Source organism: Caulobacter sp. 1776, from assembly GCF_040545685.1.
GTDB lineage: Bacteria > Pseudomonadota > Alphaproteobacteria > Caulobacterales > Caulobacteraceae > Caulobacter.
In genome coordinates this window covers 265,515-283,998 of the sequence record NZ_JBEPMI010000007.1, presented here as the reverse complement: position 1 = coordinate 283,998, position 18,484 = coordinate 265,515, and the positions used below count along the sequence as shown (strand labels likewise).

At 67.8% G+C, this 18,484-nt stretch carries 16 protein-coding genes and 1 riboswitch; of the genes, 10 read left to right on the top strand and 6 right to left on the bottom strand.

The genetic code is table 11. The features are described 5' to 3' along the window. The first annotated feature begins 3 nt into the window (after positions 1-3). On the top strand, positions 4-456 hold the full coding sequence (locus ABIC66_RS19840) for a type II toxin-antitoxin system RatA family toxin (protein ID WP_354072424.1): 453 nt from the start codon (positions 4-6) through the stop codon (positions 454-456). On the opposite strand, the gene ABIC66_RS19835 is transcribed toward ABIC66_RS19840, so the two are convergent. The 3 genes from ABIC66_RS19835 to ABIC66_RS19825 are packed head-to-tail and all read right to left on the bottom strand — an operon-like array spanning position 453 to position 3,244. Then, positions 453-1,568, bottom strand: coding sequence for an FUSC family protein (locus ABIC66_RS19835; protein ID WP_354072422.1), 1,116 nt, complete (start codon positions 1,566-1,568; stop codon positions 453-455). The two genes, ABIC66_RS19840 and ABIC66_RS19835, sit on opposite strands and share 4 nt — an antisense overlap. Beyond that, positions 1,568-2,059 carry a CinA family protein gene (locus ABIC66_RS19830; protein ID WP_354072421.1) on the bottom strand — a complete coding sequence of 164 codons (492 nt, stop codon included), beginning with the start codon at positions 2,057-2,059 and terminating at the stop codon, positions 1,568-1,570. Before ABIC66_RS19830 ends, ABIC66_RS19835 begins: the two co-directional genes overlap by 1 nt. A 36-nt stretch (positions 2,060-2,095) precedes the next feature. Continuing rightward, complete coding sequence (locus ABIC66_RS19825; protein WP_354072419.1) at positions 2,096-3,244, bottom strand: bifunctional 2-C-methyl-D-erythritol 4-phosphate cytidylyltransferase/2-C-methyl-D-erythritol 2,4-cyclodiphosphate synthase; 1,149 nt, start codon at positions 3,242-3,244, stop codon at positions 2,096-2,098. A gap of 99 nt (positions 3,245-3,343) precedes the next feature. Between ABIC66_RS19825 and dusB the strand changes: the two genes are divergently transcribed. From dusB to hflX, 8 genes are all read left to right on the top strand, one after another. After that, complete coding sequence (gene dusB, locus ABIC66_RS19820) at positions 3,344-4,351, top strand: tRNA dihydrouridine synthase DusB (protein WP_354072417.1); 1,008 nt, start codon at positions 3,344-3,346, stop codon at positions 4,349-4,351. Continuing rightward, positions 4,348-5,463, top strand: coding sequence for a two-component system sensor histidine kinase NtrB (locus tag ABIC66_RS19815; RefSeq protein WP_354072415.1), 1,116 nt, complete (start codon positions 4,348-4,350; stop codon positions 5,461-5,463). The genes dusB and ABIC66_RS19815 overlap by 4 nt, the downstream gene beginning before the upstream one ends. A 2-nt stretch (positions 5,464-5,465) precedes the next feature. Then, positions 5,466-6,887, top strand: a complete 1,422-nt coding sequence (locus ABIC66_RS19810) for a sigma 54-interacting transcriptional regulator (protein ID WP_354072414.1) — start codon at positions 5,466-5,468, stop codon at positions 6,885-6,887. 70 nt (positions 6,888-6,957) lie between these two features. After that, entirely contained in the window at positions 6,958-9,201 is a 2,244-nt protein-coding gene (locus ABIC66_RS19805; RefSeq protein WP_354072412.1) for a sensor histidine kinase NtrY-like, read from the top strand. Beyond that, positions 9,198-10,586, top strand: a complete 1,389-nt coding sequence (gene ntrX / locus ABIC66_RS19800) for a nitrogen assimilation response regulator NtrX (RefSeq protein WP_354072411.1) — start codon at positions 9,198-9,200, stop codon at positions 10,584-10,586. Before ABIC66_RS19805 ends, ntrX begins: the two co-directional genes overlap by 4 nt. After that, the gene (locus ABIC66_RS19795; protein ID WP_354072409.1) at positions 10,587-11,450 is read left to right on the top strand and encodes a D-amino-acid transaminase; all 864 of its coding nucleotides are present in this window, start codon (positions 10,587-10,589) and stop codon (positions 11,448-11,450) included. It abuts the gene before it with no gap. Between the two features lie 157 nt (positions 11,451-11,607). Then, entirely contained in the window at positions 11,608-11,856 is a 249-nt protein-coding gene (gene hfq / locus ABIC66_RS19790; protein WP_013079113.1) for an RNA chaperone Hfq, read from the top strand. 12 nt (positions 11,857-11,868) lie between these two features. Continuing rightward, the gene (hflX, locus tag ABIC66_RS19785; protein WP_354072406.1) at positions 11,869-13,206 is read left to right on the top strand and encodes a GTPase HflX; all 1,338 of its coding nucleotides are present in this window, start codon (positions 11,869-11,871) and stop codon (positions 13,204-13,206) included. Here the strand turns inward: hflX and mazG are convergent. The 3 genes from mazG to cobU all read right to left on the bottom strand — a co-directional run bounded on the left by mazG (position 13,203) and on the right by cobU (position 16,143). Continuing rightward, entirely contained in the window at positions 13,203-14,024 is an 822-nt protein-coding gene (gene mazG, locus ABIC66_RS19780) for a nucleoside triphosphate pyrophosphohydrolase (protein ID WP_354072404.1), read from the bottom strand. The genes hflX and mazG overlap by 4 nt on opposite strands. Then, a complete protein-coding gene (locus ABIC66_RS19775) occupies positions 13,990-15,396 on the bottom strand; it encodes an MFS transporter (RefSeq protein ID WP_354072402.1) in 1,407 nt (468 codons plus the stop codon). The genes mazG and ABIC66_RS19775 overlap by 35 nt, the downstream gene beginning before the upstream one ends. Before the next feature lie 204 nt (positions 15,397-15,600). Continuing rightward, entirely contained in the window at positions 15,601-16,143 is a 543-nt protein-coding gene (gene cobU, locus ABIC66_RS19770; protein ID WP_354072400.1) for a bifunctional adenosylcobinamide kinase/adenosylcobinamide-phosphate guanylyltransferase, read from the bottom strand. Between the two features lie 36 nt (positions 16,144-16,179). Further along, positions 16,180-16,368, top strand: a riboswitch (cobalamin riboswitch). A 150-nt stretch (positions 16,369-16,518) separates the two neighbouring features. Between cobU and ABIC66_RS19765 the strand changes: the two genes are divergently transcribed. Beyond that, complete coding sequence (locus ABIC66_RS19765; RefSeq protein WP_354072398.1) at positions 16,519-18,480, top strand: TonB-dependent receptor plug domain-containing protein; 1,962 nt, start codon at positions 16,519-16,521, stop codon at positions 18,478-18,480. The last annotated feature ends 4 nt before the right edge of the window (positions 18,481-18,484 follow it).

Below are 18,484 nucleotides of genomic sequence, written 5' to 3'. Positions count from 1 at the left end.
GCCTTGCACCGCCATGTCGTCACGCGCGTGCTGCCGTACGCGCCTGAGCAACTGTTCGAGCTGGTCGGAGACGTCGAGACCTATCCTAAGTTCGTGCCGTGGATCACGGGCATGCGCACCTGGAACGGCCGTGTCGATGGCCCCGTCAGCACGGTCGACGCCGAGGCCCAGGTCGGCTTCTCGTTCCTGCGCGAGAAATTCGCCACCCGCGTTCGTCGCGACCGCGAGGCGCTGAGCATCGACGTCAGCCTGCTCTATGGTCCGTTCAAGCGCCTGGCCAACGGCTGGCGTTTCGTGCCGGAGGGCGACGTCACCCGCGTCGAGTTCGTGATCGACTTTGCCTTCAAGTCGGCGATGTTGGACGCTCTGCTGGCCTCCAATATCGACAGGGCCGCCAACAAGCTGATCGCCTGTTTCGAGGATCGCGCGCGGCAGATCTACGGCGTGAACGCTTAGTCCTTCTTCGCCACCGCTTCCTCGATCCGCTCCTCGAAGTCACCGAGGTTGGCGAACAGGTTTTCGATCGCGAAGACCAGACCGAATACCCGCGCGGCGTCGTCGAACTCCAGATCGCGGGTGACCCCTTCAGCGCGCAAACCCTCGACACAGGTCTGGAACGCCTGGTGCGCCGCGGCGAACGCGATGCGGTCGGGTCTCGCGCCGCCGGCCAACAGGTCGGCCGTTCCGCGCAGAAACCGCGCGCTGGCTTCCAGCATGTCGGCGGCGGCGGGGGAGAGATCGGCGGCGGGCAAGGGCTCGTGCAACGTTCGACCCACCATCACCGTATCGTTGCGCAGCCGCCAGAGCGTGCGGGGCAGGGCCTCGGAAACCGAACGGTCGCTGAGCTTGCTGGCGCTCTCGCGATCGGCCTCGGTGACAGCCGTTTGGAGTTTGGCTAGCGCCGCCCGGAGATCGTCCTGAGCCCTCAGATAGTCAGTCGGCCCCGGCGTCCCGCGCAGAATCAGGACGTAGCTGTCGAGGATATGGGCCTGCAGGCCGGCGATCTTCTGGACGCTGGCAACGACCGAGGTATGGGCCCTGGCCGGAAAGATCAGCAGGGTGGCGGCGACGCCGACGATGCTGCCGACTGTGATCTCGGCGACCCGGAGGGCGGCTGCGATCAGCGGATCCATGTGGGTGGTCGTGCCGATCAACATGATTACGGCGGTGACCGGCGCCACCTTCAGGGCTGGCCGGATCGAAACCACGAAGGCGAGCAGCGCCACGGTGACGCAGAGGATCAACCCGCCGAACTGTGGCCACCGGGCGTGGAAATAGGCGGCCGCGGCGCCGGCTAGGGCGCCAACGACCGTGCCCATGAAGCGCTCGACCGAAGCCGTGATGGTCGCGCCCAGGCTGGACTGCACCACGATCACGGCTGTGAAAACGGCCCAGTAACCCTGCGGCAGACGCAGTAGGGTCGCCAGGGCGAAGGCCGCGCCGACGGCGGCGGAGACGCGGATGGCGTGGCGGATTTCGGTCTTGCGAGCGGCCGCGGCCTTCAGCGCCCTTTGCGAAAGATGGACGCCGGCGAAGCGTCTCCAGTCGCTGGGCGCGGTCTCGGGCACTAGGCCACCGCCTCGCGAAGCATTTGCAGCGCCGTCCGCACCGCCGCCAGTTGGACGGCCTCGCGCGTCTCGCCCTCGAACCGTTCGTGTCGATGGACGACCGATCGATTGGCGCGGGCGACGGCGAAATGCACCGTGCCGACCGGCTTCATCGGCGTGCCGCCGCCAGGACCGGCGATGCCCGTGATCGCCACCGCGACGTGGCCGTTGCTCTCGCGCAGCGCGCCCTCGGCCATCATACGCGCCACCGGTTCGGAGACCGCGCCATGGTCGGCGATCAGGTCGCCGGGCACGCCCAGCATCTCGGACTTGGCGCGGTTGGTGTAGGTGACGAAGCCGCGCTCGAAGACGTCCGACGCGCCGGAGATCGAGCAGATCGCGCCAGCCACCAGCCCGCCGGTGCAGCTCTCGGCCGCGACCAGACGCAGCGACTTGCCGCGCGCCTCGTCGATTAGCAGTCGGGCCAGGGTCTCGATGTCGAGCGGAAACATGCGGCTCTCCGGATTCGCGCCTTCAGCTTAGCCCGTTCAGGCCGGTGTCTCGATGGCCACGACAGCCGAAGCCGCCAATCCTTCGCCCCGACCCGTGAAGCCCATTTTCTCCGTCGTCGTCGCCTTGACGCTGATCCGGTCGACGGGCAGGTCCAAGATCCGGGCCAACCGCTCGCGCATGGCTTGGCGGTGCGGTTTGATCTTGGGGCGCTCGCAGATCAGGGTCACGTCGACATTGACGATCGCGCCGCCCTTGGCCGTCACCAATTCGGCGGCGTGCTTGAGGAACTGGTCCGAAGCCGCGCCCTTCCATTTCGGATCGGTCGGCGGGAAATGGTCGCCGATGTCGCCTTCGCCGATCGCGCCCAGAATAGCGTCGGTCAGGGCGTGCAGGCCGGCGTCGGCGTCGGAATGGCCGATCAGCGTCTCGTCGTGCTTGATGGCCACGCCACACAGCCAGACTTCTTCGCCTGGACCCCAACGGTGGGCGTCGAAGCCCTGGCCGACCCGGGTGATGCGCGCGGCGCCGGCGAGTCGTTCGGCCATGGCGAAATCCTCGGGATAGGTGAGTTTCATCAGAAGCGGATCGCCCGGCGCGATGGCCACGCGACCGCCGGCGGCTTCCACCACCTGGACGTCGTCGGTTGGCTCGCCGCCGGACCAGGCGGCGTAGGCGTCGAGCAGGGTCTTGCGGCGCGCGGCCTGCGGGGTCTGGGCGCGCCAGAGGTGCTCACGCGGCGTCGTGACCGGATTGGCGCCCGGCTCGGCGCGCTTCAGCGTATCGGCGACGGGGAGGGCGGGCAGGGCGGCGTCCGCCGACCCGAGCGCTTTCAGAACGCCTTCGATCGTCGCGCCGCTGAGGAACGGCCGGGCGGCGTCGTGGATCAAGACCGGCTCGTCCTCGGGGCGATGTTCTAGGGCCCCGAGCCCCGATTGGACGGACAATGCTCGGGTCGCGCCACCGCGGGCCACATGCCAGCCGGAAAGACCGGCCAGCACCTCGGGCAGCGATATTTCGCCGTCCTCGGTCGTCACGATAACGATTTCCGCAGCCCCGGCCGCGAGGAAAGCCTCGACGGACCAGCGCAGAACGGCTTTACCCGCCACCGGCCGCCACTGCTTGGCCTGGCCGGGCCCGGCGCGGGTTCCCGAGCCGGCGGCGACGATCACGGCGGAAAAAGTCATGGCGGCTGTTTAGTCCGGTGGCCGCGCTTGTCCAGCCAATCCGGGCTTTACTGCGCCGCACAATGTGCCTAAAAAGATAGCTACGGGGATGATCACAAAATGAGCAACAAGCTCGAGGTCGGCGGGATCAAGGTCCCCGGTCGTGTGTGGATCGCACCCATGACCGGGGTCTCGGACCTGCCCTTCAGAGAAACGGCCACGGCGCTCGGCGCGCCTTACGTGGCGACGGAAATGGTGGCCAGCGCGGAGTTCGCGCGGGGACGGCCCGACGTGGTGCGCCGCGCGGCGGTCGGCGAAGGCTTGCCGCTGACGGTGATCCAACTGGTCGGTCGCGACGTCGCCTTCATGGCCCAGGGCGCGCGGATGGCGCAGGACGCCGGGGCCGAGATCATCGATCTGAACTTCGGTTGTCCCGCCAAGGAAGTCGCCGCCGGCGCCGCCTGTGGCTCGGCCTTGATGCGCGAGCCCGATCTGGCCGAAGCCCTGGTCGCCGCCGCCGTCCAAGCCGTCGACGTGCCCGTGACTGTCAAGATGCGCCTGGGTTGGGACGACGCCAGCCTCAATGCGCCCGAGATCGCCGCGCGCGCCGAGGCTGTCGGGGCCCAGGCGATCACGGTGCATGGCCGCACCCGCAACCAATTCTACAAGGGCGTGGCCGACTGGACGGCCGTCGCGGCAGTCAAGAAGGCCGTTTCCGTGCCGGTTCTCGTCAATGGCGACATCGTTGATGGCGACAGCGCCCGCATGGCGCTGGAGCAATCCGGCGCGGACGGCGTGATGATCGGACGGGGCGTCTATGGCCGTCCCTGGATCGCCAGCGCGATCGAGGCCGCCCTCGAAGGCCGCGGCTTCGCCGAGCCCGAGGCCGAGGAACGCTTGGCTATCGCGCTCACCCATTTCCGCCGCAGCCTCGACTTCTACGGCGAACGCCTAGGCCTGAAGATGTTCCGCAAGCACCTGGCCTCGTACATCGAGGCCGCGCCCTGGCCGGAGACCGCGGATGAACGACGCGCGGCCCGCGCCGCCCTATGCCGTCTTGAAGATCCCGCCGCCGTGGAAGCCGCCCTGCGCGACCTATGGCTGGCGGGCGGGAGATTAGCCGCATGACCGACCGTGCCCGTGTTCTGGGTGGCGTCGCCCCCGAGGCCTTGAAGGCCGCCGCGTTCGATCTCAGTCCCGAGCCGGCCCTGGTGGTCGACCGCGAAGGCGGGCTGGTGGCCGTCAACGAGGCCGCCGAGGCGCTGTTCGGTCATGGCCTGTCGCTGCTGGCCCGTGGCCGCTTCCGCGCCGCCCTGCCGCCGGGCTCGGTGCTGGTGGCGTTGCTGGACCGGGCGATCTTCGAGGGCGCGCTGGTTCGCGAACACGGTGTCGAGGTCAATCTGTTCGGCCAGCCGCCATTCGAGGCCGACGGCGCCGCTGCGCCGCTGGGCGACGGCTCGGTGCTGCTGACGCTGCACGTAAAGGGCGTCCTGGGCGTCGACAAGGCGGCCGACGCCGCCGGCCTGCGTTCGGTCGTCGGACTGGGCAAGATGCTGGCTCACGAGATCAAGAATCCGCTGGCCGGAATTCGCGGCGCGGCCCAACTGCTGAAGACCGGCGCCAGCGCCGTCGATCAGCCGCTGGCCCAGTTGATCGTCGACGAAACCGACCGCATCCGCCGCCTTGTCGACCGCATGGAGGCTTTTTCCGACGAAGCGCCGACCCCGCGCGAGCCGGTCAATATTCACCAGGTGCTGGACCGCGTCCGGGCCCTGGTCGCCAACGGCGTCGCCGACGGCCTGCAGCTGAAAGAGAGCTACGACCCTTCGCTACCGCCGGTCTGGGGCGACGAGGACCACCTGATCCAGGTCTTCCTGAACCTGACCAAGAACGCCGCCGAGGCGGCCCACATGCGTGGCGACGATCGCGGCGTGATCTCGATCCACACGGCCTGGCGCCCCGGCGTTCGCGTTCGCGGGGCCGACGGCAAGACCGCCAGCGGTGCGCCTATCGAGGTCAAGGTTATCGACAACGGCCCCGGCGTGCCGGCCAGCCTGCGCGACCACTTGTTCCAGCCCTTTGTCACCACCAAGGCCAATGGCACCGGCCTTGGCCTGGCCCTAGTCACCAAACTCGTCACCGCCCACGGCGGTCTGATCGACTTCGAATCCGAGCCCGGCCGCACCGTCTTCCGTGTGCTGCTTCCCGTGGCCCCCGAAACCGCCTCCGGAGACGCCTGAGCATGAACGCCGCGAGCAAGAAAATCCTGATCGCCGACGACGATAGCTCGGTGCGGCTGGTGCTCAGCCAGGCCTTCACCCGTCTCGGCTACCAGGTGCGCGCCACAGGCAACGCCACGACGCTGCTGAAGTGGGTCACCGATGGGGAGGGCGACCTCGTCGTCACCGACGTGATGATGCCCGACGAGAACGTGTTCGACGTGCTGCCGCGCATTCGCAAGGAGCGGCCCAAGCTGCCGATCATCGTGATGAGCGCCCAGAACACGCTGTTGACGGCGGTCAACGCCGCTGACGCGGGCGCCTTCGAGTACGTCTCCAAGCCTTTCGATCTCGACGACGTGACCGCCGCGGCGCGGCGGGCCCTGTCGCGTCCGGCCGACGCCGAGGCCTCCAAGGCCCAGGCCCGCGCCATGCGCGACGAGCGTCTGCCGCTGATCGGCCGTTCGGCGCCGATGCAAGAGGTCTATCGCACCATCGCCCGCCTGGTCGGGGCCGACCTGACGGTCTTGATCCTGGGCGAGAGCGGCACCGGCAAGGAGCTGGTCGCCCGCGCCCTGCACGAGTTGGGACGTCGCCGCGACGGCAAGTTCGTGGTCCTGAACCTGGCCGCCGTGCCTCGTGAGCGGGTCGAGGTCGAGTTGTTCGGGCGCGGCGAGGGCGACAATGGTCGCCTCGTCGAAGCCGACGGCGGCACTCTGTTCCTGGACGAGATCGGCGACATGCCGCTGGACGCCCAGACCCGCCTGCTGCGGGTGATCGACGGCACCGAGCCGGTGATCAATCCCAAGACCGGCCGCCGCCCGAACGTGCGGATCATCGCCGCCACCAACCGCGACCTGCGGGGCCTGATCCAGCAGGGACTTTTCCGGGAAGATCTGTTCTTCCGCCTGAACGTCGCGCCGGTGCGCCTGCCGCCGCTGCGCGACCGGGTCGAAGACATCCCGGACCTGGCTCGCACCTTCCTGCTGCGCGCCGCCCGCGAGGGCCTGCCCGCCAAGACGATCGACCAGAGCGCCCTGGATCGCCTGAAGACCCATCCCTGGCCCGGCAACGTCCGGGAGCTCGAGAACCTGATGCGCCGGATGTGCGCCCTGTACGCCGAGGAGCTGATCAGCGCCCGCATCGTCGACCGCGAACTGCAGGACCATACGCCAGCGGTGCGCTCGGAAGAGGGGCCGGTGACGCTGTCGACCCTGGTGGAGCGACACTTGGCCTCGCATTTCGCCGACCAGCCCGATGGCGTTCCGCCGCCCGGGCTCTATGACCGGATTCTGGAGGAGGTCGAGCGGCCGCTGATCCAGCTGACCCTGTCGGCCACACGCGGCAACCAGGTGCGGGCGGCGGAGATCCTAGGCCTGAACCGCAACACCCTGCGCAAGAAGATCCAAGACCTCGGCGTGGAGATGACTCGCGGCCGTCGCTAGTCGGCACTGCTGAAGCTTTATCAGCACATAGCTGTTGAATTTAGGACACACGCTCCTAAACTCCGCGCCGATGTCTTCAGTGGCTTACGCGACGGGATCGGATGACCCGCCGACCCGGTTCAGCCGGGCCTGGTGGCGGGAGCTTCTGCGGTCGCGCTATTTGACGGGCGGCGGCTACGCGCTGGCGGTGATCCTGACCGTCGCCGGCGTGGCGCTTGCCTCGTCGCCTCCGAAAACCGATTCGATCAGCACGGCCAGCACCGTCATCCTTGTGGTGCTGAGCTTCAATCTGGTGCTGATCCTGGGCGTGGCCACGGTGGTTGGCCTGCGCCTCTATGACCTGATCGACGCCCGGGCCAGCGACGCCGGCGCGCGCCTGCACCTGCGCTTTGTGGGCCTGTTCTCGCTAGCCGCTGTCGCGCCGGCGGTGATCGTGGCTCTGTTCTTCGGCGTGCTGGTCAATCGCGGCGTCGACGGCTGGTTCAGCCAGCGGGTCCAGACCGTGGTCGGCAATTCGGCCAAGGTCGCCAACTCATACGTCGAGCAGCAGACGCGCTATATTTCCGAACATATCGGCCCCATGGCCGCCAACCTGAACGAGGCCGCACCGGCGCTGGCGCACTCGCCGGTGGCCTTCGGGCATTTCTTGGCCGAAGAGACCAAAGGCGCCGGCTTCGCCGCGGCCTACGTGCTGGATCGCGATGGCCGCATCCTGGCGCGCGCCGAACTCAATGACGCCCCGCCGTTCCTGGCTCCGCCACCGACCAGCTATCAGGCGACTGACAGCGGCGAGGTCACCGCCCAGCGCTTCGTGTCCGCCGACCTGTTCCGGGCGCTCTATAAGCTGAAAGCCTTTCCGGACGCCTATCTCTATGTCGTCCGGCCGATCGAGAAGGGCATCCTGACCCACCTGATCGAGACCCAGGATGCGCTCGTCTCGTACCGCGACGCCGAGCGCAGCCGGGGGCGCATCCAGGCGATCTTCGGGCTCAGCTATCTGGAGACGGCGCTGCTGGTGCTGGTCGCGGCTATCTGGGTGGGCATCGCGGCGGCCAATTCGATCGCGGGCCCCGTCGCGGGCCTCGTGGAGGCGGCCGGCCGGGTGTCGGGCGGCGACCTCGACGCCCGCGTGGAGGCCGACACTGGTCCTGACGAAATCAGGGCGCTGTCCAACGCCTTCAACATGATGACCAGCGAACTTCAATTGCAGCAGGCCGCGCTGAAAGCCGCCAGCCTCGACGCCGAAAGCCGACGCCAATTCATCGAAACGGTGCTGTCTGGTGTCAGCGCCGGCGTCGTCAGCCTTGACGAACGCGGCATGGTGTCGGCCGTCAATCGCCGGGCCGTCACGTTGCTGGACCTGCCGGGCGACGCCTTGGGCGTCGACCTGATCCAGCTCGCTCCCGAGTTCGGAACGGTGATGGAGGCGCTGCAGGAAAGCCGCCCCGATACCGACGTCGAGGTCGACATCATGCGTGACGGCGAGACCCGCCGTCTGCGCGTGCGCGCCGCCGGCCACGTGGCCCAAGGGTTGGTGCTGACCTTCGACGATATCACCCGCCTAGTGGCCGCCCAGCGCAACGCCGCCTGGAAGGACGTGGCGCGTCGCATCGCCCACGAGATCAAGAACCCGCTGACGCCGATCCAACTCTCGGCCGAACGCCTGCGCCGCAAGTACCGCAAGGAGATCGCCAGCGACCTGGAGACCTTTGATCGCTGCACCGAGACGATCATCCGCCAGGTCGGCGACATCGGCCGGATGGTCGACGAGTTCTCGGCCTTCGCGCGGATGCCCGCGCCGCGCTTCGAGCCGGCTAACCTGACCGAGATGCTGCGCCAGGCGGTCTTCGCCCAGCGGTTCCAGGACGCCGAGATCGAGGTGAAGCTGGAAGAGCCGGGCGGTGAGGATGTCTGGGTGACCAGCGATGAGCGGATGATCGGGCAGGTTCTGACCAATATCCTGAAGAACGCCGGCGAGGCCGTGGGCGCGCGTCGCCTGGCCGAGCCCGGCTTGCGCGGCCGGATCACCGCGACCCTGGTCTCGGACGCCGATGACCTGTGCGTGACGGTCGAGGACAACGGCGTTGGCCTGCCCGCCAAGGACCGAGATCGTCTGACCGAACCCTATGTGACCACCCGCGAGAAGGGGACGGGCCTCGGCCTGGCCATCGTCAAGCGGATCATGGAGGACCATGGCGGCGGCCTGGTTCTCACCGATGCGCGCGAACTCCCCGGAGCCCGCGTGATCCTGAAGTTTCCGACGACAGCGCGCCTGCCCGTCGCGGCCCAGAGTGGCGTTGAGGAGATGATATGAGCGCCGACGTTCTTGTTGTGGATGACGAGGCCGACATCCGCGAACTGGTGGCCGGCATCCTGGAGGATGAAGGCTACGCGGTTCGCACGGCCGCCGATTCCGATCAGGCCCTGGCGGCCATTCGCGCCCGCAAGCCCGCGCTCCTGGTCCTGGATATCTGGATGCAGGGCGGCGGCATGGACGGCCTTGAACTGCTGGACATGGTCAAGGGGTTGGATGCCGACCTGCCAGTGATCATGATCTCCGGCCACGGCAATATCGAAACCGCCGTCAGCGCCATCAAGCGCGGCGCCTACGAGTTCCTGGAAAAGCCGTTCAAGTCCGACCGCCTGCTGCTGGTGGTCGAGCGGGCGCTAGAGGCCGCCGGATTGCGCCGCGAAAACCGCCGCCTGCGCACCCAGACCCTGGCGCCGGACGGCCTGATCGGCAAGTCGGCGCCGGCCCAGGCGTTGCGCCAGCTGATCCTCAAGGTCGCGCCGGCCAACAGCCGCGTGCTCGTCTCAGGACCGCCCGGCTCGGGCAAGGAGCTGGTGGCGCGCCTGATCCATGGCGCCAGCACCCGCGCCCGCCAGGAGTTCGTGGCCGTCAGCGCCGCCGGCATGGCGCCGGAGCGTCTGGATGTCGAACTGTTCGGCGAAGAAGGCGAGGGCGGTCGTCCGCGCAAGATCGGCGTGTTCGAGCGCGCCCACGGCGGCACGCTCTATCTCGATGAAGTGGCCGACATGCCACGCGAGACCCAAGGGCGCATCCTGCGGGTCCTGGTCGAGCAACGCTTCCGCCGGGTGGGTGGCGACAATGACGTCCAGGTCGACGTTCGGGTTATCTCGTCCAGCTCTCGCGACCTGCGCGACGAGATCGCCGCCGGACGCTTCCGAGAGGACCTTTTCCACCGTCTAAACGTGGTGCCGGTGCGGGTGCCGGGCCTGGCGGAGCGCCGCGAGGACATTCCGGAACTGATCAACTTCTTCGTCGAGAAGATCAGCGAGGCCACGGGTCTGCAACGCCGCAAGCTAGGCGAGGACGCCCTGGCCACGCTTCAGGTCCAGACTTGGCCAGGCAATGTCCGCCAGCTGCGCAACAACGTCGAGCGGATGCTGATCCTGGCCTCGGGCGAGCCCGGCGACCTGATCACGGCCGAGATGCTGTCGGGCCAAGATCAGCCCAGCGCCGGCAATGCGGGCGCGATCGGGGCCGAGCGGATCATTGCCTTGCCGCTGCGCGAGGCCCGCGAGCTGTTCGAGCGCGAATATCTGAACGCCCAGATCCTGCGGTTCGGCGGCAACATCTCGCGGACCGCCAATTTCATCGGCATGGAGCGCTCGGCGCTGCACCGGAAGCTGAAGTCCCTGGGCGTCGCCGGAGCCCGGGCGGAAGAGGAAGAGTAGATGTCGCGTTTCGCCTATGTGAACGGCCGCTTCGTGCGTCACGGCGAGGCCGCCGTCCATATCGAGGATCGCGGCTACCAGCTGGCCGACGGCGTCTATGAAGTCTGGGCGGTGTTCGACGGCAAGCTGGCCGACGCCGAGGGCCACTTCGCCCGCCTGTGGCGCAGTCTGGACGAACTGCGCATCGCTCATCCGATGAGCGAGGCGTCCCTGACGCTTGTGCTGCGCGAGGCCGTGCGGCGCAATAAGGTCAAGCAAGGTCTCTGCTATCTGCAGGTGACCCGTGGCGTGGCCAAGCGCGACCACGCTTTCCCCAATCCGGCCGTACCGCCCGCTGTCGTGATCACCGCCAAGTCGGTCGATCGCGCCGCTGCCGACGCCAAGGCCGCTCAAGGCGCTTCGATCATCTCCGTGCCCGAGAACCGCTGGGGCCGTTGCGACATCAAGTCGATCGGCTTGCTGCCCAACGCCCTGGCCAAGCAGGCCGCCCGGGAACGGGGCGCGATCGAGGCGTGGTTCGTCGACGACCTGGGCCTGGTCACCGAAGGCGCCTCGTCCAACGCCTGGATCATCGATGCGGAAGGCGCGCTGCGGACCCGCGACACCAACGCCAACATCCTAAGGGGCGTAACCCGTTCGACCTTGCTGGAGGTCGTCCGCGAGAGCGGCCTGCCGTTCAGCGAAAAGCCCTTTACGATCGCCGAGGCTCAGGCCGCGAGGGAGGCCTTCATCACCGGCGCGGGCTCGCTGCTCACGCCGATCGTTCAGGTCGACGGCGTCAAGTTGGGCGATGGCAAGCCGGGCGAGGTGGCGATGCGGCTACGGCGTCTCTATATCGAGCGTGCGCGTCAAAAAGCCGTCTGAAGTCGGAGCGATATTCGGCACGGAGGGCTTTCGCCGACGCGACCTTGCGGAAATTTTCACTGACGGCTTGTCGCTTTCAGCGAAAAATCATCTAGCATGGTCTTGTTTGTGTGGGGGGCGTGTGGCCCTCCGAGAACAATGAGAGGGGAACCCCCGAATGTCCGCCGAAAAGAAACAAAACCTTCAGGACACCTTCCTGAACAGCGTGCGCAAGTCGAAGACGCCGCTCACCATCTTCCTGGTCAACGGCGTCAAGCTGCAGGGCGTGGTCAGCTGGTTCGACAACTTCTGCGTCCTTCTGCGTCGTGATGGCCAGTCGCAACTGGTCTATAAGCACGCCATCTCCACCATCATGCCGGCGCAGCCCGTTCAGCTCTATGAGCCCAGCGCCGACTCCGACGACTGAATTTAGAGACGCTTGTCCAAATCCACATCCAGGTCGATTGACCACGCCGCGCCGATCCTGAAGGCGCTCGTCATCCATCCGGCGCGGCAACTTCGCGGCCAGGCGGCCCTTCAAGCCCGGGATCCCAACGCCCGGCTCGAAGAGGCCGTCGGCCTCGCGGTCGCGCTCGATCTCGACGTCGTCGAGACGATGATCGCGCCGCTGCGCGCGGTCTTGCCCGCGACCCTGTTCGGCAAGGGCAAGGTCGAGGAGTTCGCGGCGATCTGCGAGGTCGAGCATATCGACGTCGCGGTCTTCGACGACCAGCTGACTCCGATCCAGCAGCGCAACCTGGAAAAGGCGCTGAAGGTGAAGGTCGTGGACCGCACCGGGCTGATCCTAGAGATCTTCGCCCGTCGGGCCCGGACCCGTGAAGGCCGTCTGCAGGTCGAGCTGGCCAGGCTCGAATACGAGCGCTCGCGCCTCGTTCGCACCTGGACCCACCTGGAACGCCAGCGCGGCGGCACCGGCAACACCGGCGGCCCCGGCGAAACCCAGATCGAGCTCGACCGCCGCCTGATCCGCGACAACATTCTCAAGCTCAAGAAAGAGCTGGAGGAAGTGCGTCGCACGCGGACCCTGCACCGCAGCGCCCGCAAGAAGGTCCCGTATCCGACCGTCGCCCTGGTGGGCTATACCAACGCCGGCAAGTCGACGCTGTTCAACCGGCTGACCGAGGCCGAGGTACTGGCCAAGGACATGCTGTTCGCGACGCTGGACCCGACCTTGCGCACCGTGAAGCTGCCTGACGGGCGTCCGGCGATCCTGTCCGACACCGTGGGCTTCATCTCCGACCTGCCGCACGAGTTGGTCGAGGCCTTCCGCGCCACGCTCGAGGAAGTGCAGGAGGCCGATGTCGTCCTGCACGTCCGCGACGTCGCCAATCCCGACAGCGAGGCCCAGGCCCGCGACGTCAAGACGGTGCTCGCCGAGCTCGGCGTGACGTTCGACGAGGGCAAGACCGTCGTCGAGGTCTGGAACAAGGTCGACCTGCTGCCCGAGGAAGAGCGCGAGATCGTCGAGGGCCAGGCGCGTCGCGCCGAAGCCTCCGCTGTCTCGGCGGTGACGGGCGACGGCTGCGAGGCGCTGCTGCGCCGGATCAGCGGCCTGATCGACGACTCGCCGCCGGTCGAGGTCCAGCTGGGCGCCCATCACGGCCAAGCGCTGGCTTGGATCTACCGCAATGGTCGCGTGCTGAGCCGCTATGAGGCCCCCACCGGCGAGGTCCGCCTGGTCGCCCGCCTCGACGCCCAGGCCCTGGGCCGCTTCGAGCGCCAGTTCCCGGACGCCGAAGTCCAGGCGGCGGACTAGGCCTTCTCCGCCGCCTTGGCGTCGTTCCACAGCGCGTCCATCTCGGCCAGGTCCGACTGGTCGGGCGTCCTGCCGCGCTGGGCCAGTCCCGCTTCCACGAAGGCGAAGCGGCGGGTGAACTTGGCGTTGGTGGCGCGCAGGGCGTCTTCCGGATCTACGTCCAGCTTGCGGGCCAGGTTGGCGCAGACGAACAGGATGTCGCCCAGCTCCTCGCGCGCCTTGGCCATGTCGCCGGCCTCGATCTCGACCGCGATCTCCTCGGTCTCCTCGCGCAGCTTGGCCAGCACCTCGGCCGCCGTCGGCCAGTCAAAGCCGACGCGTGCGGCGCGCTTGGTCAGTTTCACGGCCCGGGTCAGGGCGGGCAGGCCGGCCGGGACGTCGTCCAGCACGCCGGTCTTGGCCTTGGCCCTGCGCTCCTCGGCCTTCAGCTGCTCCCAGCCGGCCACCTGGGCGGAAAGGTCGTCATAGGCGTGGTCGCCGAACACGTGGGGATGCCGGCGGATCATCTTGTCATTGATGGCCGCGGCGACGTCCTTGAGGTCGAAGGCGCCCTGCTCCTCGGCCATGCGCGCGTGGAAGACCACCTGCAGCAGCAGGTCGCCCAGCTCTTCCTTCAGCTCCGGCAGGTCGTTGCGCTCGATGGCGTCGGCGACCTCGTAGGCCTCCTCGACCGTGTAGGGCGCGATCGTCGCGAAGGTCTGCTCCAGATCCCACGGACAGCCGCCGTTCGGATCGCGCAGCTTCGCCATGATCTCGATCAGGCGGAAGAGAGGATGCTGATCTTCACTCGGCGGGGCCAGGGGCTGTGAGGGCGACATTCGGACTCGACTCGGCTGCGGGCTGCGCGGGATCCGTCGCCGCGTCCCGCGCCGCGAGTTGGCGCTGGATCTCGGCGAGACGGTTCGCATCCAGCGGATAGCGCAGCATGATCGCCGCGACCAGCAGTCCCATCGCGGCCGGCACGACCGCGTAGAGAACCGTCAGCGCCGTCTCGCCGGTCGCGGTCGGCGCTTTCGGGTCGAAACCCAGCCAGGCCAGCACCGGGAAGACCCCGATCGCCAGGGCGTAGCCCAGCTTCAGGGTGCCGGTGACGATGGCGTAGAGCAAGCCCGTGCGATCGACGCCGCTCTCCAGTCGCTCCTCGTCGCCGATATCGGCCATCATCGAGCGCACCAGCATCGGGGCGGCGGTGTAGGGCAGGCCGGCCAGGATCAGGATGACCATGCCGATCCCCGAATTGCCGGGCGGGGTCAGGACGGCGGCGAACTGCACGATGGCGTAGAGCACGCCGCCCAGCGCCATGGCGCGGTGCTTGCCGAGCTTCTTGGCCAGGATCGGCCACAGCGGCGCGCCGGCCAGGGCGGCCAGGAAATAGACCAGCAGCAGGATCCCGGACTGGGCCTTGTCGAAATGCTTGATCCGCTCGAAGAAGAAGATGAACAGCGCGCCGGCGATGCCGGGGGCCACGCCCATCAGCAGGTCGGCGGCCAGCAGGCGGCGCACCGACGGCCGGGTCAGCAGGGCCAGGTACTGCCGGATCCCGGCTTCGTGGCGCATGACGGGCGCAGGCGGTTCGCCGACCCTCCAGACCGCCAGCAGGATGGTGACCGGCAGCAGCGTCACGATGAACCAGCCCATGGCGCGGATGCCGGCCACATGATCGCCGTTGGTCAGCTTGGCCATCAGCGGCGGCAGGCAGAGGACCAGGATCATGCCGACGACATTGCCGCCCTGCCACCAGCCATAGATGCGCGAGCGCTGCTGATAGTCGCTGGACAGCACGCCGCCCCAGGCCGTGTGCGACAGCACCGCCATCGAATAGCCGGCATAGGTGACCAGCAGCCAAGCCCAGAGATAGAGCGCCGAGGTTCCGGGCTTGCCCATGAACAGCGCGAAGGCCCCGACGCCGACGATCGGCATGCCCGCCAGCATCCAGGGCCGGAAGCGGCCGAGGCGGGTGCGGGTGCGGTCCATCATCCCGCCGACGAACGGATCGAAGGCGATGTCGATCAGCCGCACCAGCAGGAAGGCCGCGCCTACCGCCGACAGCGAGAGCCCGATGGTGCTGACATAGAATTCCGGCAGATAGACCACCAGAGGCAGGCCGAGGGCGGAGAGCGGAATGGTGGGGGCCGCGAAGGCGGCCAGGGTTCCGGCCGACTTTCTTTGAGATGAAGGGGCCTCGGACATCTCGTTACTCCTCCCCGCGCTGTTGATCGCGCTCGTTCACTGGGCCGCTGAACGGCTGTTTGAACCAGTGTGCGAGCAATGTTCGCCGAACGCCAGCCTGTTCCTCGCGACGAGATGAGAGGAAGCATACGGGAGGTTTTTGGACGGGGACGAAAGAGGCTGAACGCTCGTGCTCACATCACCCCTCTCTCTTCGAGAGAGGGTTCAATTCCCGCGCTCCGACGAGCGTTCACCTTGCGGCTTTAGCCTCAGCGGCAGCCCCGCCGCCACGAAATAGACTTCGTTCGCCGTCGCGGCGAGCCGCTGGTGCAGACGGCCAGCCTCATCGCGGAACCGGCGTCCCAGCGGCGTCTCGGGCACGATCCCCAGCCCCACCTCGTTGCTGACCAGCCAGAGCCGGGCCGGGCAGGCCGCCACCACCGCGATCAGTTCGGACGCCGCCGCCTCGACGTCATGCTCGGCCAGCATCAGGTTCGACAGCCACAAGGTCAGGCAGTCGACGACCGCCACCGCCTCGGCGGGGAGGGTGGTGATCGCCGCCGGGAGCTCCAAGGGCGCCTCCACCGTGATCCACGATTCGCCTCGGTCGGCCCGATGCCGCGCGATCCGCTCCGCCATCTCGTCGTCGAACGCCTGGCCGGTGGCGATCAGCACCGGACGCCCCGCGCCGGCGGCGGTTTCCGCCGCCTTCTGGGCGAAGGCGCTTTTGCCGGAACGGGCTCCGCCCAACACCAGGGTCGAGGTCATGGAAGCTCCACATTGACGGTGTGCGGCGCAGCATATAGGGCTGACGACGCGTCAGGCTCCTCGAAAGAGGATTAAAAGGGAACGAGGTTCAAGACCTCGGCTGCCCCCGCAACTGTAAGCGGCGAGCTCTCGCGTCACAGGCCACTGGGGTCAAAAACCCTGGGAAGGCGACGCCAAGAGCATTGACCCGTGAGCCAGGAGACCTGCCCGGCGCGGTCGTTCATCGCTTGGCCGGGGTGCGCCAAACGAACGGGGTCTCCCGAGAAACGACTGTCACAGGACCGCGTGTCGGTCCGAGGCGTACGCGTGGCTTTCGAGCTTGCGGGTGTGTCTTGGATCAGCGCGCGGATCGTTTCGAACGGGAAGTAGAAGACCATGATCCGAGCGTTTCTCAGCTCCACCGCCCTCGCCACCGTCCTCGTCGCCAGCCCCTTGCTTTCAGGCGCCGCGATGGCCGACGACCAGAAGGCGCCCGAGGCCGACGTCGCCGGCAAGGTCGGCGCCAACGGCGTCGCCGAGCTGGTCGTCACGGCCACCCGCACCGCCCAGCCGATCGAGAAGGTCGGCGCGTCGGTCACCGTCCTGACGCAAGGCGCGATCGAGGCCAGCCAAGCCATCTCGATCACCGAACTGCTGGCCCAGCAGCCCGGTGTCAGCTTCACCCGCAACGGCGGGCCGGGAACGACCACCAGCCTGAACATCCGCGGCGCCGAGAACCAGCACACGGTGGTGCTGATCGACGGCGTCAAGCTAAACGACCCGTCCTCGACCCAGGGCGGCTTCAACAGCGGCAACCTGCTGGTCGGCGACATCTCGCGCATCGAGATCCTGCGCGGCGCCCAGTCGACCTTGTGGGGCAGCCAGGCCATCGGCGGCGTGGTCAATATCGTCACCGCCGAGCCGACCAGGCCGTTCGTCAGCTCGGCCGACGTCGAGGTCGGGGCCCGCAAGACCGGCTATGTCCGTGGCGGCCTCGGCGGCGCGACCGACAAGGTGGTCTGGCGCCTGGCCGGCGGCTATTACACGACCGACGGCTTCTCGGCCTACAAGACCGGCAAGGAGAAGGACGGCTACCAGAACGCCGGCGCTTCGGGCCGCGTGCGCGTCCAACTCACCGACACCGTCTCGGCCGAGGTCCGCTCGGTCTATTCGCGCGGCAAGAACGATTTCGACGGCTTCGCCGGCGACAGCCCCGAGTTCGGCCGCACCAAGGAGCTGGTCGTCTATAGCGGCCTGAACTTCGCCCTACTGGACGGTCGCTTCAACAACCGGGTGGGCTACGCCTATACCGACACCGACCGCGCCAACTATAACCCGGCCCGCGCCGTGCCGATGACCTTCGACTCCGCCGGCAAGAATCGGCGCTGGGAATATCAGGGCGTGTTCGCGATCAGCGATGCGTGGTCCGCCTCGTTCGGCGCCGAGAGCGAAAATTCGCGCATGCGCACCCGCTCGCCGACCGTCGCCCAGCCGCTGATCCCGTTCCGCACCGGCAAGGTCGGCGTCGACAGCGTCTATGGCCAGCTGCAGGCCGAGGTGGTCCCGGGTCTGACCCTGACCGCCGGCCTGCGCTACGAGGATCACGACACCTACGGCTCGCATACCCTGGGCCAGGCCTCGGCCGCCTGGGCGCTGAACGAGGGCAACACGGTCCTGCGCGCCAGCTTCGGCCAGGGTTTCCGCGCCCCCGGCCTCTACGAGCTCTACAGCGAATACGGCAATCTCGCCCTGTCGCCGGAAGACTTCGACAGCTGGGACGCGGGGATCGAGCAGCGCTTCCTGGGCGGCAAGGCCCGCGCCTCGGCGACCTGGTTCCATCGCGAGGCCGACAACGAGATCCGGTTCTTCTCGTGCACCGGCGCTCCGGATCCGCTGTGCGCGCCGGGCGGGGCGCCGCGCTTCGGCTATTACAACAATGTCCAGAAGACCAAGGCCCAGGGCCTGGAGCTGATCGGCGAGCTGAAGCCGGTCACCGGCCTGACGCTTACAGGGAACTATAGTTATACCGACGCCGAGTCCGACTCCGGCGCCAGCAAAGGCAAGCAGCTGACCCGTCGCCCGAAAAACATGGGCAACCTGTCGGCGACTTATCGGTGGCCGGTCGGCCTGACCACGGCGGTGGCCGTCCGCTATGTCGGCAAGACCTACAACAACGACCTGAACACCCAGGTGGTCGCCGGCTACACGACCGTCGACCTGCGGGCTTCGTACCCACTGAAGGACGGTCTTGAGCTGTTCGGCCGTGTCGAGAACGCGTTCGACAAGGACTACCAGACCATCCTGAACTACGGGACGCCCGGTCGCGGGGCCTTCGTGGGCCTGCGGGCGCGGTTCTAAGCGG

Coding starts and splice junctions, on each gene's coding strand:
- ABIC66_RS19830 (WP_354072421.1), bottom strand. CDS start 2,059: ATGTTTCCGCTCGACATCGAGACCCTGGCCCGACTGCTAATCGACGAG.
- ABIC66_RS19825 (WP_354072419.1), bottom strand. CDS start 3,244: ATGACTTTTTCCGCCGTGATCGTCGCCGCCGGCTCGGGAACCCGCGCC.
- dusB (WP_354072417.1), top strand. CDS start 3,344: ATGAGCAACAAGCTCGAGGTCGGCGGGATCAAGGTCCCCGGTCGTGTG.
- ABIC66_RS19815 (WP_354072415.1), top strand. CDS start 4,348: ATGACCGACCGTGCCCGTGTTCTGGGTGGCGTCGCCCCCGAGGCCTTG.
- ABIC66_RS19810 (WP_354072414.1), top strand. CDS start 5,466: ATGAACGCCGCGAGCAAGAAAATCCTGATCGCCGACGACGATAGCTCG.
- ABIC66_RS19805 (WP_354072412.1), top strand. CDS start 6,958: ATGTCTTCAGTGGCTTACGCGACGGGATCGGATGACCCGCCGACCCGG.
- ntrX (WP_354072411.1), top strand. CDS start 9,198: ATGAGCGCCGACGTTCTTGTTGTGGATGACGAGGCCGACATCCGCGAA.
- ABIC66_RS19795 (WP_354072409.1), top strand. CDS start 10,587: ATGTCGCGTTTCGCCTATGTGAACGGCCGCTTCGTGCGTCACGGCGAG.
- hfq (WP_013079113.1), top strand. CDS start 11,608: ATGTCCGCCGAAAAGAAACAAAACCTTCAGGACACCTTCCTGAACAGC.
- mazG (WP_354072404.1), bottom strand. CDS start 14,024: ATGTCGCCCTCACAGCCCCTGGCCCCGCCGAGTGAAGATCAGCATCCT.
- ABIC66_RS19775 (WP_354072402.1), bottom strand. CDS start 15,396: ATGTCCGAGGCCCCTTCATCTCAAAGAAAGTCGGCCGGAACCCTGGCC.
- cobU (WP_354072400.1), bottom strand. CDS start 16,143: ATGACCTCGACCCTGGTGTTGGGCGGAGCCCGTTCCGGCAAAAGCGCC.
- ABIC66_RS19765 (WP_354072398.1), top strand. CDS start 16,519: ATGATCCGAGCGTTTCTCAGCTCCACCGCCCTCGCCACCGTCCTCGTC.